The 13,141-nt window shown below is 67.3% G+C and carries 12 protein-coding genes; 6 read left to right on the top strand and 6 right to left on the bottom strand.

Annotation, left to right across the window (positions count from 1 at the left end; translation table 11 throughout):
• The first annotated feature begins 14 nt into the window (after window positions 1-14).
• Window positions 15-698: a YceI family protein gene (locus ACFWAY_RS03335; RefSeq protein WP_378450785.1), complete on the top strand. Its 684-nt coding sequence runs from the start codon at window positions 15-17 to the stop codon at window positions 696-698.
• Here the strand turns inward: ACFWAY_RS03335 and ACFWAY_RS03330 are convergent.
• On the bottom strand, window positions 630-1,598 hold the full coding sequence (locus ACFWAY_RS03330; RefSeq protein ID WP_378509805.1) for a sterol desaturase family protein: 969 nt from the start codon (window positions 1,596-1,598) through the stop codon (window positions 630-632). The two genes, ACFWAY_RS03335 and ACFWAY_RS03330, sit on opposite strands and share 69 nt — an antisense overlap.
• Before the next feature lie 134 nt (window positions 1,599-1,732).
• Here ACFWAY_RS03330 and ACFWAY_RS03325 point away from each other — a divergent pair, with 134 nt between their 5' ends.
• Entirely contained in the window at window positions 1,733-2,230 is a 498-nt protein-coding gene (locus ACFWAY_RS03325) for an RrF2 family transcriptional regulator (RefSeq protein WP_378450784.1), read from the top strand.
• Here ACFWAY_RS03325 and ACFWAY_RS03320 read toward each other — a convergent pair.
• From ACFWAY_RS03320 to ACFWAY_RS03300, 5 genes are all read right to left on the bottom strand, one after another.
• A complete protein-coding gene (locus tag ACFWAY_RS03320; RefSeq protein ID WP_378450783.1) occupies window positions 2,196-2,948 on the bottom strand; it encodes an IclR family transcriptional regulator in 753 nt (250 codons plus the stop codon). The two genes, ACFWAY_RS03325 and ACFWAY_RS03320, sit on opposite strands and share 35 nt — an antisense overlap.
• A gap of 16 nt (window positions 2,949-2,964) precedes the next feature.
• Window positions 2,965-3,924 (bottom strand): PDR/VanB family oxidoreductase, encoded by a 960-nt coding sequence (locus ACFWAY_RS03315; RefSeq protein WP_378450782.1) that lies wholly within the window; start codon window positions 3,922-3,924, stop codon window positions 2,965-2,967.
• 16 nt (window positions 3,925-3,940) lie between these two features.
• Window positions 3,941-4,156, bottom strand: coding sequence for a hypothetical protein (locus ACFWAY_RS03310; protein WP_378450872.1), 216 nt, complete (start codon window positions 4,154-4,156; stop codon window positions 3,941-3,943).
• A gap of 18 nt (window positions 4,157-4,174) precedes the next feature.
• On the bottom strand, window positions 4,175-5,248 hold the full coding sequence (locus ACFWAY_RS03305; protein WP_378450781.1) for an aromatic ring-hydroxylating dioxygenase subunit alpha: 1,074 nt from the start codon (window positions 5,246-5,248) through the stop codon (window positions 4,175-4,177).
• A gap of 136 nt (window positions 5,249-5,384) precedes the next feature.
• Entirely contained in the window at window positions 5,385-6,200 is an 816-nt protein-coding gene (locus ACFWAY_RS03300) for a class I SAM-dependent methyltransferase (RefSeq protein ID WP_378509804.1), read from the bottom strand.
• Between the two features lie 121 nt (window positions 6,201-6,321).
• Here ACFWAY_RS03300 and ACFWAY_RS03295 point away from each other — a divergent pair, with 121 nt between their 5' ends.
• The 4 genes from ACFWAY_RS03295 (at window position 6,322) to ACFWAY_RS03280 (ending at window position 13,119) form a co-directional block, all read left to right on the top strand.
• On the top strand, window positions 6,322-6,924 hold the full coding sequence (locus tag ACFWAY_RS03295) for a TetR/AcrR family transcriptional regulator (protein WP_378509803.1): 603 nt from the start codon (window positions 6,322-6,324) through the stop codon (window positions 6,922-6,924).
• 50 nt (window positions 6,925-6,974) lie between these two features.
• On the top strand, window positions 6,975-9,323 hold the full coding sequence (locus tag ACFWAY_RS03290) for an MMPL family transporter (protein WP_378450778.1): 2,349 nt from the start codon (window positions 6,975-6,977) through the stop codon (window positions 9,321-9,323).
• A gap of 116 nt (window positions 9,324-9,439) precedes the next feature.
• On the top strand, window positions 9,440-11,173 hold the full coding sequence (locus tag ACFWAY_RS03285) for an ABC transporter ATP-binding protein (protein ID WP_378450777.1): 1,734 nt from the start codon (window positions 9,440-9,442) through the stop codon (window positions 11,171-11,173).
• Entirely contained in the window at window positions 11,170-13,119 is a 1,950-nt protein-coding gene (locus ACFWAY_RS03280; protein ID WP_378450776.1) for an ABC transporter ATP-binding protein, read from the top strand. The genes ACFWAY_RS03285 and ACFWAY_RS03280 overlap by 4 nt, the downstream gene beginning before the upstream one ends.
• Window positions 13,120-13,141 lie beyond the last annotated feature (22 nt).

The following is a 13,141-nucleotide window of genomic DNA, read 5'->3' as shown; positions in this document are numbered from 1 at the left end:
ACTAGCCTGATCTCATGAAAAAGCTGTGGTGGTTGGTCGGCGCAGTCGTCATCGTCGTGATCGCGGTGCTGGTGGGCCCGTGGTTCTACGGCCAGTTCATCGCAGAGGACGACGCACCGGCGGCCTCGGTGTCGACCGAGGGCGCGGAGGCGGCCACCGGATCGGTCGACGGGCAGTGGACCGTCACGCCGGGTCAGGGCTCCAACCAGACGGCCGCGGGGTACACCGTCCACGAGATACTCAACGGCGCCAGCGTCACGGTGGTCGGGTCGACCGGCGACGTGACCGGCAACGCGACCGTCGAGGGCGAGAAACTCACCGCGGGCGAGGTGACCGTGCAGGTGGCGACCATCGCGACCGATCAGTCCCGCCGCGACAACCAGTTCCGCGGCAACGTGATGGACACGAGCACGTTCCCGACCGCCACGTTCACAGTCGATTCCCCCGTCGATCTGTCCGGGCTGCCTGCGGACGGTTCCGTGGGGACGGTCACCGCCCAGGGCACGTTGACGCTCAAGGGGCAGTCGCGTCCGGTGTCCGTCGACATCGACGTGCTGCGCTCCGGCGACGACCTCATCGCCTCGGGCAGCATCCCGGTGACCTGGACGGACTTCGGTGTGACGCCGCCGTCACTGGGCTTCGTGACCGTGGACGGCAACGGCACGGTCGACTTCCTCGTCAGTTTCGCGCGTTCCTGACGGCGCCCAGCCGGGCGGCCCGAACACGTAGCCGAGCTTGTCGCGCCACGACGACGCCCGGCGCCAATCCCGGACGATGGCGCCGTATTCGTGGGACTGCAGTTTCCAGATGTTGTAGGTGCCCACCGGTTTGGTGAGTCCGTAGGTGGGGCGGTGGGTTTCGGGTTGGAATGTGCCGAACATCCGGTCCCACACGATGAGGATGCCGGCGTAGTTGCGGTCGAGGTATTCGGGGTCGCAGCCGTGGTGGACGCGGTGGTGTGAGGGCGTGTTGAACACGAACTCGATGGGCCGGGGCAGCGTGCCGATGCGCTCGGTGTGGACCCAGAATTGGTAGACGAGGTTCACGGAGAATCCGATGAACACCATCCACGGCGGAATGCCGATCAGCGGCAACGGAATCCACATCAGGATTTCGGCGCTGTTGTTCCACTTCTGGCGGAGCGCGGTGGAGAAGTTGAAGTACTCACTCGAATGGTGCGCCTGGTGCGTCGCCCAGATCAGGCGGATGCGGTGCGCCATCCGGTGATACGCGTAGAACAGCGCGTCGACGCCGAGGATGAGGATCACCCACGTGTACCAGGTGTCCGCAGGTAGGTGCCACGGCGCGAGGTACACCCAGATGGCGGAGTACCCGATCAGGGCCAGCAGCTTCCAGAACGTCGTCGTCAGGATGGACACGGCGCCCATCGCCACGCTCGCCCGCGCGTCGCGGCGCTCGTAACCTCCGCGCACCGGGCGGGACCGACCGTCGGGGTCGAACGTCGCGTCCTCGAGGTTCCGGGCCGCGAACCATTCGATGGCGAGGAACAGCACGAAGGCCGGGATGGCCAGCGTCACCGGCTCGTGCAGGGGCGTCAGCAGCGTCGAATTCCACGCCGACGTCACGGTCTCCCACATACTGCTTTCCTCCACACAAGACGATCGTCCAGTTCAATGTACTCCGCGGTGACAAGTGTCACTATCCAGCTCGCACGGTCGTCCGGTGCGGGGGTGAGTTGCCCGTTTTCATACTTGGATGGTAGGAATTCGGTGTGCACATCACCGCAAAGGTGGACTACGCCGTGCGGACGCTGATCGAACTGGCCGCTGCCGGGCCGTCCCCGTCCAAGGCCGAGTTCCTGGCACAGTCGCAGACCATTCCGCACAAGTTCCTCGAGGCCGTCCTCGCCGACCTCCGGCGCGGGGGACTGGTCAACAGCAGACGCGGACCCGACGGCGGCTACTGGCTGGCCCGTCCGGCGGAGGACATCACGATCGCCGACGTCATCCGGACCGTCGAAGGTCCGCTGGCGTCGGTGCGGGGGGAGCGCCCCGAGGACGTCGACTACTGCGGGCCGGCGGCCAAATTGCAGGACGTGTGGATCGCGGTGCGGGTGAACCTGCGGGCCGTGCTCGAGAACGTGAGCCTGGCGGACGTGGCGAACGAGCAGCTACCGGGTTTCCTCACCGCGCTGACGTCCGACCCGGGGGCCTGGGAGCGTCGAACCCGCCCGGTTACGACGGCTGACGAGGGCGCAGCGCGCGGCTGATCGTCCGGCCGGCCGCACGCACCAGCGGGACCAGCGCGTTCAGCGACGCGTTCTCCGCCGACACCACCAGCGACACGGCCGCGACCGCCGTTCCGGGTCGTTCGAAGATCGGCGCCGCGACGGAGACAGCGTCCAGGGTCACCTGACGATCACTGATCGCGACCTCGGATCGGCGGATCTCGGCGAGCGTCCGTCGCAGTACGACGGGGTCGGTGACGGTCCGGTCGGTGAACTTCTCGATCGGCCCGGTCAGCACCTGCTCCTGCACGTCGGCGGGCATGTACGCGAGCAGGGCCAGGCCGATGCCGGATGCCGTCAGCGGGAACCTGCCGCCGACGCGGGTCTGGACGGGCACGGCCTTCTGCCCGGCGATGCGTTCGACGAACACGACCTCGGTGCCCTCGGCGATGCCGAGCTGGACGTTCTCCCGCGTGATCTGTGACAGGTCCTCCATCACCGGCATCGCCAGTTCGCGCAGCATCGTGCCGCGCGGGGCGAGCGACGCGATCTCCCACAGCTTGAGCCCGACCGTGAAGCGGCCGCTGCTGTCACGTTCGAGGGCGCCCCATTCGATGAGGTCGCTGGTCAGCCGGTGCACGGTGCTGAGCGGGTACCCCGACTTACGTGACAGATCGCTGAGGGTCAGCCGCGGCGTGGTCGGGGTGAAGAGCTCGAGGAGCCGCAACGAGCGAATGGTCACCGATCCGGTGATCGCCATTTGCTCGTTCTCCGTCTCACAGTTCCAGCGTCAGGCGTGGACAGCTCGCACGCGAGACGCAAATCATCATGGTGTCGTTGGCGGCCTGCTCGTCCGCTGTGAGCAGGGAATCCCGGTGATCGACAGTACCGCCGAGCACGGCCGTCTCGCAGGTTCCGCACGTCCCTTCCTCGCAGGACGACAGCACCTGGACGCCTGCGGCGGTGACGGCCTGCAGGATCGACTGCTCGGGTGCCACCGTGACGGTCTTGCCGGTGAGTGTCAGCTCCACCTCGAACCCCTCGGCCCGGACCGGCTCCTCGAGATCCTTGGCCGCGAAGCGTTCGATGTGCAGCGCGCCGGACGGCCAGCTGTCGCAGTGACCGGTGACGGCGTCGAGCAGTGGCGCGGGCCCACAGCAGTAGACGAGGGTGTTGTCCCGGACGTCGCCGAGCAGTCCCGGTAGGTCGATGAGGCCGTGCTCGTCCTCGGGGTGCACGACCACCCGGTCGCCGAACCGCTCGGCGAGTGCGTCGGCGAACGCCATCGAACTGCGGCTGCGCCCGCCGTAGACGAGGGTCCAGTCGGCGCCGGCGTTCTCCGCGGCGTGCGCCATGGTGAGGATCGGCGTGATCCCGATGCCGCCCGCGACGAACACGTACCGCGGCGACGGCTCGAGCTCGAAATGGTTGCGCGGTCCCCGGACCGTGACGCGGTCGCCCTCGCTCAGCTTGTCGTGCACGAACTGCGAGCCGCCGCGGCCCATCGCCTCCCGCAGCACGGCGACGCGCCAGATCCGATTGTCGGCCGGGTCGCCGCACAGCGAGTACTGGCGGGTGAGCTCCGGCGTCAGCACCAGATCGATGTGCGCACCCGGCGTCCACGTGGGCAGGTCGGAGCCGGACGGGTCGCGGAACTCCAGGACGACGACGCCGTCGGCGCCGGTGGTCCTGGTGGTCAGCTCCAGCTCGAGTACGGGTTCGGGTGGGATAGGCATGGCGGTCTCTCCGGGGTCAGACGGGAACGGAAGCGGATTCCGGCGCCGCGGGCAGCGGCGTGGCGGGCACCGGCGGATCGGCGGGGTGGTGTCCCTCGGGGTGGGCGAGCAACCACTCCCAGAGGGCGGCGGGTTCTTCCGCCACGTGGCGCGCGCCGCAGTGGCACTCGCCCTCGAGCAGGTCCGACCCCGGAAGCCAGACAATGCGCATCACGTTGGTGCCGCGGAGCATCCTGGTGGGTTCCACGGCTCAGCCCACCGCCGCGGCGGTGACGGCCTGCGGCGCGTCGACCAGCTTCTTCAGGATCCGGCGTGCGCCGAGGCCGCCGGCGTCGATGTTGATCGACAGTTCCTGGTAGCCGTCCTTCTCCGTGTCGAGGGCCTGCTGCAGGATGTTCAGAGCCACGACGTCCTGCATCACGACGGTCCGGTTGTTCTCGGCGAGGAATGTGGTGACGGCGTCGTCGCCGAGCGCGAAGTCGCGGGCAACGGCCCAGAAGTCGAGGGTGGAATTCTCCGTCGACGGAGTGATCGCGTAGACGATCTCGCTGTGGAACGCGTGCGGGTCGGTGCCGTCGTCGCCGGGCAGCGGTGCGCCGATCGGGGCGATGCGGCTGTGCAGCAGGTACAGGCACGGCGGCGTGTACTCGATGTCCTGCCAGCGGGTGATGCGTCCCTCGATGCCGGTGGACTTCGAGTAGAACGGCGGGCACTCGGCGTCGTCCATGTGCCGGGACACGTAGATGACGTTCCGGTCCTCGTCGATCTCCGTGGTGATCGGGGTTTCCGCAACCTCGGGAGTACCGATGTAGCCGCCGTGCAGGTACGTCTCGTGCGAGAGGTCCATCAGGTTGTCGACGAGCAGGCCGTAGTTGCAGTCGATCGGTTCCATGCCGGACACCACGGTGTAGTCGGGGGAGTCCATCCACGGTGCGCGGGGGATGCGGGTCGGGTCGCCCTGCTCGGGATTCTCGGGGTCGGCGATCCAGACCCACACGAACGAGTCCTGCTCGACCACCTGGTACGAGCGCAGCCGGGCGGTACGGGGAACACGCGCCTGGCCGGGCACGAACACGCAACCGCCGTCGCTGCCATAGGTGAAACCGTGATAGCCGCAGACCACCTTGTCGCCGTCGAGCCGGCTCGGCGCCTCGGACAGCGGGTAGCGGCGGTGCACGCACCGGTCGCTCATCGCGACGGCCTCGCCGGCCTCGGTCCGCCAGAACAGGATCGGCTCCTCGCAGATGGTGCGTGAGAACAGTTCGCGTCCGACCTCACGGCCGTAGGCTGCGACGTACCACTGGTTGCGGGCGATCGTGGACATGTGGGCCTCCGGAATATGCTGGGCTGCTGCGTTATTCGTGACGCCGGACTCGGTGAGGCGTCAGCGTCGTCTCCACCACTGTGCGGCACCGGAGGTGATCCACCGCACTCGGTTTCCGAATGTCGGAAGGGTTTCGTCAGGGCTTGCGAACGAGATACGCGAACATCGTCACCGACATGTGGAAGTCGCCGCTGCGGGCGGCGGCGTTCAACTGGTCCAGCAGCTCGACGCTCTGCACGTCGGTGATCGCTCCCTCGGCGATCGCGGCGGCGGTCATCATCTGGACGAGTGGGCCGGTCACGTCGCCCGGATCCTGGATCAACGCCTCAGTGCCGATGTCCTCGACGACGAGTCCGGCGGACGTGAGCTGCCCCGAGAGCAGCCGTCCGGAGTGCGGGTTCGCGGTGTGGGACAGCATCACGTCCATGATCTTCTGCAGGATCAGGGGATCGCCGGGGTGCATGATCGCCGTGCCCCAGTCGCTGTCGACGATGACGCCGCGCCCGCCGGGGCGCAGAACGCGGGCCACTTCCGCCGCCGCGCGGTCCGGCTCGCTCAGGTGCTGGAACACCCGCTCGCACCGCACGACGTCGAGGCGGTTGTCGGGGAACGGCAGCGAATACGCGTCGCCGATCACGAACTGCGCGGTCGAGCCCTCCGCCTCGGTCCGCTCCCGGGCGAGGAGGGCCATGCCGGGATTCGGATCGAGCCCGATCGCGCGACCCGACGCGGTGACCGCGGCGGCGAGGGCACGCGTCTCCGACCCCGTGCCCGATCCGATGTCGAGAGCGCTTTCGCCCGGCTGCACCTGCAGGGCGGCAAACGACCACTCGCGCAGTCGCCGGATTCCCGGCCGCGCGGCTTGCATGTCGAGGACGGCGGCGAGTTGGTCCAGGGCGGCGCGGTCGATCTCGTCCGCCCGGAACGACAGTGGCGCCGTCGGATCGGACATGAATCCACCGTAACGCCGCGGTGACTCCCGACACAGTGCTGCGCGAACTGTGGGCAAGAACATAAAAGTTGCACTCTCACGCAAATTTGCAGAGCTCTGCAAGTTCTGTACCGTTGGAGTAGTGATTTCGGAAATCGGATTGCGGGACCGCAAGAAGGCCGCCACGCGCGCAGCCCTCAGCGGCGCCGCCGCACGCCTGGCCCGCGCGCTGGGCATCGAATGCGTCACTGCCGACGCCATCGCGTCCGAGGCGGGAGTCTCGACTCGGACGTTCCACAACTACTTCTCCAGCAAGGAGGAGGCGGTACTCGCGCACTTCGAGCAGTCCGTCCACGACTGGGTGGACCTGCTCCGCGCCCGTCCCGAGGACGAGCCGATCTGGGATTCCCTCGAGTACGTGGTGGTCCAGATCGTCACCGATCCCGCGAAATCGCTCGAAGAGACCGCGGTGATGATGGAACTCGTCGAGACCAGCCCCGCGCTGCTCGCGAAGAAACTCGAAGTGCACCTGCGCGTCACCCGTTTGGTCGGTGAGGTGATCGCCGAACGTACGGGCACGAACATCGACACCGACCTCTACCCCAACCTGCTGCACCTGGCGGTCGGATCGGCGTGCAAGGCGTCGCTCGACCTGTGGATGAGCGGCAAGTCCGGCGCGAGCGGGCCCGAAGAACTGGTCCGCGACGCCATGCGTCAACTCCGTCAGGGAATCCCGCAGCCGTAACCGGCTGCCCCGAAACACCCTTCGTTCCACCGACTCAGAAGGAGTCTCTCGTGGCCACCTATCTCTATCGGATCGGCAGATTCGCCTACCGGCGAAAAGGCGCGGTCCTCAGCGTCTGGTTGGTGATCCTGGTCCTCATGGGCGTCGGGGCGGCAACGCTGTCCGGGCCCACGAAGGACTCGTTCTCCATCCCGGGCACCCCCGCACAGCAGGCGCAGGACCTGATGGCCGAACGCTTCCCCGAGGCCGCGGGCAGCGACCCGATGAACGCCGTCAGCGCGCGCTACGTGTTCGCCGCTCCCGAGGGGCAGACCCTCGAGAGCGAGCAGAGTCGGCAGGCGATGGACGCGGTGCTCACCAAGGTGCGCGGCATCGAACAGGTCCAGGACGCCGCCAAGGTCGATCCCGCCACCGCCTCGGGTGCCGACGCCGCGAAGGCGCTGGTCAACCCCGTCACCGCGAACGAGCAGCTCGTCGAGATGGCGAAGTCGACCGCGGCCGACAAGGGAATCGGTGAAGAGGCCGCCGTCGCGAACGCACAGGCACTGTCTCCGCTCAACGCCGACAAGACCGTCGGCTACGTCGAGGTGCCGTTCAAGGGCGGCATGGGGGACGTCGACCAGGCTCTGCGCGACCAGATCTCGGCCGCTGCCGACGCCGGCCGCAACGCCGGGCTGACCGTCGAGATCAGTGGTTCGGTCGCCAACGAAGCCGAGCCGCCCGGCGGCGCCACCGAACTCGTCGGCATCGGCGTGGCAGCTGTCGTGCTCGCGCTGACGTTCGGCTCGCTCGTCGCCGCAGGTCTGCCGTTGATCACCGCGATCATCGGCATCATGATCGGCAGCCTCGGGATCACCGTCGCCACCGGCTTCACCGACCTCAGCTCGATGACGCCCACGCTGGCCATCATGATCGGCCTGGCCGTCGCCATCGACTACTCGCTGTTCATCGTGTCCCGGTTCCGGCACGAACTCACCCTCACGGACGACCGCTCGGAAGCGGCCGGACGCGCCGTCGGCACCGCCGGTTCCGCCGTGGTGTTCGCCGGTCTCACGGTGATCATCGCCCTGATCGCGCTGCGCGTCGTCGGGATCCCGTTCCTCTCCGACATGGGTGCCGCCGCCGCGTTCACGGTGTTCATCGCCGTCTCGATCGCCTTGACGCTTCTGCCCGCGATCCTCGGGCTGTTCGGGAAGAAGGCGTTCGCAGGCAAGATCCCGTTCCTCAGCAGTCGTGACCTCGAGGACGACGAGGGCAAGCCGAGCCTCGCCCTGCGATACATCAGTGCCGTGGTCCGCCGGCCCGCAATTCCGCTGATCGCCGGCGTCGTGGTGCTCGGGGCGCTCGCGATCCCCGCGGCCGGCCTGAGCTTGGCCCTGCCCGGCGAGGGCACCGGCGACCCCGCCACCAGCTCCCGGCAGGCCTACGACCTCGTGAGCGAAGGCTTCGGACCTGGCAAGAACGGTCCGCTGCTCGTCGTCGTCGACGCCAAGGACGTCACCACCGGCACGCCGTCGGAGGCGTTCGGTGAGGTCGTGAAGACCATCACCGCGCAGGACGACGTGTCGAACGCTCAGGTCGTCGGCGTGAACAAGGCCGGCGACACCGCGCAGATCCTGGTGACGCCGAGCAGCGCGCCCAGCGATCCGGCCACGATGGACCTGGTGAGCAACATCCGCGGTGCGGAGGCAGATCTGCACGACTCGATCGGCGTCAACTACGGCGTCACCGGGCAGACCGCGCTCGAAGGCGACGTGTCCGACACGCTGCAGGACGCGCTGATTCCGTACCTCGCGGTGGTCGTGGGCCTGGCCTTCCTCCTGCTGCTGCTCGTGTTCCGCTCGCTGCTCGTGCCGCTGACGGCCACGCTCGGCTTCCTGCTCAGCGTCGCGGCCACGTTCGGTGCCACCGTTGCGGTGTTCCAGGAGGGCTGGGGCGGCATCATCTCCAACCCGCAGCCGATCGTCAGCTTCATGCCGATCTTCCTGATCGGCGTCGTGTTCGGTCTCGCGATGGACTACCAGGTGTTCCTGGTGACCCGGATGCGGGAGGAATATGTCCACGGCGCGACCGCGAAGCAGGCCGTCACCGTCGGCTTCAACCACGGTGCCCGGGTGGTCAGCGCCGCCGCGGTCATCATGATCTCGGTGTTCGCGGCCTTCATCGCCGAGCCGAACTCGTTCATCAAGTCGATCGGCTTCGCCCTGGCGGCGGCCGTGTTCTTCGATGCCTTCGTCGTGCGCATGGTGATCATCCCGTCCGTGATGGCACTGCTCGGCGACAAGGCCTGGTGGCTGCCGAAGTGGCTGGACAAGATCCTGCCCAACGTCGACATCGAGGGCGAGAAGCTGAAGAAGGTCCTGCACGACGCGGACGAATCGCTGCAGCCCGTCCGGTAGGCGCTTCGCGCCCGTGCGCCTTTCTGGTAGCGGCTGCTACCAGAAAGGCGCACAAGGCCGTAGGCCTTCTGTTGGTAACCTTCGGACATAATGACGACCCGCCAGGATAGCTGCCCATGTTGAATGCCCTGCTCACCACGTACCTCCGCCCGTACAAGCGGGAGCTCACGGCGGTCGTCCTGTTCCAGCTGGTCGCGACCGCGGCCGCCCTGTACCTGCCCAGTCTGAACGCCGATCTCATCGACAACGGCGTCACCAAGGGCGACACCGCGTACATCCTGTCCACGGGCGTCATGATGCTGCTCGTCACCGTCGTGCAGATCATCTGCTCGATCGGTTCGGTGTTCTTCGGCGCCCGGGCCGCAATGGGTTTCGGGCGCGACGTGCGCCGCGCCGTGATGCATCAGGTCGGGAGCTTCTCGTCCCGCGAATTCGGCCGCTTCGGCGCGCCGTCCCTGATCACCCGCAACACCAACGACGTGCAGCAGGTGCAGATGCTCGTCGTTATGAGCTGCACGATCCTGGTGATGGCGCCGATCATGTGCGTCGGCGGTGTCGTGATGTCGATCCGGGAGGACGCCGGGCTCGCCTGGATCCTGGCGGTCACCGTGCCGGTGCTCGCGCTGTCCATGGGTTTCGTGATTTCGCGGATGGTGCCCGCGTTCCGGGAGATGCAGACCCGCATCGACGGCGTCAACCGGGTGCTCCGTGAGCAGATCACCGGTATCCGGGTGGTGCGGGCGTTCGTCCGCGAGCGCTCCGAGGTGGCGCGGTTCGGCGACGCGAACGAGCAGCTCACCCAGACCGCCCTGCGGGTCGGCAGGTTGACGGCGGTGATGTTCCCCCTCGTGATGGTCATCGCGAACATCACCAGTGTCGCCGTCATCTGGTTCGGCGGCCACGAGATCAACAGCGGCACCATGCAGGTCGGCTCGCTGACCGCGATGCTCAGCTACATCATGCAGATCCTGATGTCGGTGATGATGGCGTCGTTCATCGCGATGATGGCCCCCCGCGCCACCGTCTGCGCCGAACGTATCGGCGAGGTGCTCGACACCGATTCCACCGTCGTGCCGCCGGTCGACGCGGTCACCGTGCTGGAAAACCCCGGTGTGGTGGAACTGCGCGACGCCCAGTTCAAGTTCCCCGGCGCCGACGAACCCGTGTTGCGCGACATCAGCTTCCGCGCCGAACCCGGCAAGACCACCGCGATCATCGGCGGCACCGGTTCCGGTAAGACGACGCTGCTGTCGCTGATCCCGCGCCTCATCGACGCCACGTCGGGTTCGGTCACCGTGTCCGACACGGAGGTGCGCCGCATCGACCTGGACGTCCTGCGGTCCGGCATCGGACTGGTTCCGCAGCGGCCGTACCTGTTCTCGGGCACCGTCGCCACCAACCTGCGGTACGGCAAACCCGACGCCACCGACGACGAGCTGTGGCGGGCACTGGAGATCGCGCAGGCCGCCGATTTCGTCCGGGCGATGCCCGAGGGTCTCGACACCCCGATCGCGCAGGGCGGCACCACCGTCTCCGGTGGTCAGCGGCAGCGGCTCGCGATCGCACGTGCGCTGGTCCGTCGACCGTCGATCTACCTGTTCGACGATTCCTTCTCCGCCCTCGACCTCACCACCGACGCCCGGCTGCGTGCGGCGCTCAAACCCGAGACCTCGGACGCGTGCGTCATCGTCGTCGCCCAACGTGTCTCGACGATCGTGGAGGCCGAGCAGATCGTGGTCCTCGAGGACGGCGCGGTGGTCGGAATCGGCACGCACGACCAACTGCTCGCGACGTGTCCGTGTTACGTCGAGATCGTCGAATCCCAACGATCGGTCCAGGAAGCACTATGAGCGATCGCGCAACCACCACCACCGCCGAAAGGCCCGCCGGCCCGCGTATTCCGGGACCGGTCGCTCCGGGTGCCCCGGGATCCAAGCCGAACGACCTGTGGCCGTCCACCAAGCGGCTGCTGAGGCGGCTGCGTCCCCACCGGATCGCCGTCGGCATCGTTTTCCTGGTGGCTGCCGTGTCGGTGGTGCTCACCTCGATCGCGCCGCGCATGCTCGGTCAGGGCACGAACCTGATCTTCGACGGCATCATCGGCGCGCAGTTGCCCGCCGGGATGTCGAAGGACCAAGCCGTGGCCGCGCTGCGGGCCGACGGTCAGAACACGTTCGCCGACATGGTGTCCGGCATGGCCGTCGTGCCCGGTGTCGGCATCGACTTCAGCGCGCTCGGCCGGGTTCTGGCGATCGTGCTGGCCCTGTACCTGGGGTCGGCGGTGTTCATGTGGTTGTCGGGTTTCCTGCTGAACATCATCGTGCAGGGCGTCGTGAAGAACCTGCGCGCCGAGGTCGAACGGAAGATCCATCGACTTCCGCTGCGCTACTTCGACTCCCATTCCCGCGGCGACCTGCTGAGCCGGGTCACCAACGACATCGACAACGTCTCGCAGTCGTTGCAGCAGACGATGAGTCAGCTGATCGTGTCGGCGATGACGGTGATCGGCATCCTCGTGATGATGATCGTCATCTCGCCCATGCTCGCGTTGATCGCGGTACTGACGGTGCCGCTGTCGATCCTGGTGACCGCCCAGATCGCGAAACGGTCCAAGACCCACTTCGTGTCGCAGTGGAAGTCGACCGGAGCCCTCAACTCTCACGTGGAGGAGGCGTACACGGGCCACGAACTGGTCACCGTGTTCGGCCGCAGCCGTGAGGTGGAGGCCCGGTTCGAGGAGCAGAACGAGGCGCTCTACCAGGCCAGCTACCGGGCCCAGTTCATCTCGGGTCTGATCATGCCCGCGATCATGTTCCTCGGAAACCTCAACTTCGTGGCCATCGCCGTGCTCGGTGGCATGCGGGTGGCGTCCGGCACGATGAGCCTCGGCGACGTCCAGGCCTTCATCCAGTACTCGCGCCAGTTCACCCAGCCCCTCACCCAGATCGGGGCCATGGTCAACCTCATGCAGTCGGGCGTGGCGTCCGCCGAGCGGGTGTTCGCCATCCTCGACGAGGACGAGGAGGAGCCCGACCTCGCCGAAGCGCCGACGCCGTCGGAGCCCCGCGGCCGGGTGGAGTTCTCGGACGTGTCGTTCAGCTACTCGCCGGAGAATCCGCTGATCGAGAACCTGTCGCTGGTGGCGGAACCCGGTCAAATGGTCGCCATCGTCGGACCCACCGGCGCCGGCAAGACCACACTGGTCAACCTGATCCTGCGGTTCTACGAACTCGGCGGCGGCAAGATCCTCCTCGACGGCGTCGACATCGCCGAGATGTCGCGCGACGACCTGCGGTCCCGCATCGGCATGGTGCTGCAGGACGCGTGGCTGTTCGGCGGCACCATCCGCGACAACATCGCGTACGGACGTCCCGACGCCACCGAGGAGGAGATCCAGGCGGCCGCGCGGATCAGCTACGTCGACCGGTTCGTCCACTCGCTGCCCGACGGCTACGACACCGTCATCGACGAAGAGGGCAGCAACATCAGTGCCGGTGAGAAGCAGTTGATCACCATCGCCCGCGCGTTCATCTCGCAGCCGTCGATCCTGATCCTCGACGAGGCAACCAGTTCCGTCGACACCCGCACCGAATTGCTGGTGCAGCACGCGACCGCGGTTTTGCGCAGCGATCGCACGAGTTTCGTGATCGCACACCGGTTGTCGACCATCCGCGACGCCGACCTCATCGTCGTCATGGAGGACGGTCGCATCGTCGAGCAGGGCAGCCACGACGACCTGCTCCTCACCCGCGGCGCGTACTACCGCCTGTACAACAGCCAGTTCGTCAGTGCGTAAACGCCTGTGAGTACTTGTTAAC

It is taken from the genome of Rhodococcus sp. NPDC059968, assembly GCF_042738615.1.
Taxonomy (GTDB): domain Bacteria; phylum Actinomycetota; class Actinomycetes; order Mycobacteriales; family Mycobacteriaceae; genus Rhodococcus_F.
The sequence above is the reverse complement of the archived record's forward strand: the minus strand, read 5'-3'. Positions and strand labels throughout refer to the sequence as shown.

Excerpts from the sequence above, each read along its gene's own strand:
- ACFWAY_RS03330 (WP_378509805.1), bottom strand. The coding sequence starts at position 1,598 with ATGTGGGAGACCGTGACGTCGGCGTGGAATTCGACGCTGCTGACGCCC.
- ACFWAY_RS03305 (WP_378450781.1), bottom strand. The coding sequence starts at position 5,248 with ATGTCCACGATCGCCCGCAACCAGTGGTACGTCGCAGCCTACGGCCGT.
- ACFWAY_RS03285 (WP_378450777.1), top strand. The coding sequence starts at position 9,440 with ATGTTGAATGCCCTGCTCACCACGTACCTCCGCCCGTACAAGCGGGAG.
- ACFWAY_RS03280 (WP_378450776.1), top strand. The coding sequence starts at position 11,170 with ATGAGCGATCGCGCAACCACCACCACCGCCGAAAGGCCCGCCGGCCCG.
- ACFWAY_RS03310 (WP_378450872.1), bottom strand. The coding sequence starts at position 4,156 with ATGCTCCGCGGCACCAACGTGATGCGCATTGTCTGGCTTCCGGGGTCG.
- ACFWAY_RS03300 (WP_378509804.1), bottom strand. The coding sequence starts at position 6,200 with ATGTCCGATCCGACGGCGCCACTGTCGTTCCGGGCGGACGAGATCGAC.
- ACFWAY_RS03335 (WP_378450785.1), top strand. The coding sequence starts at position 15 with ATGAAAAAGCTGTGGTGGTTGGTCGGCGCAGTCGTCATCGTCGTGATC.
- ACFWAY_RS03315 (WP_378450782.1), bottom strand. The coding sequence starts at position 3,924 with ATGCCTATCCCACCCGAACCCGTACTCGAGCTGGAGCTGACCACCAGG.
- ACFWAY_RS03320 (WP_378450783.1), bottom strand. The coding sequence starts at position 2,948 with ATGGCGATCACCGGATCGGTGACCATTCGCTCGTTGCGGCTCCTCGAG.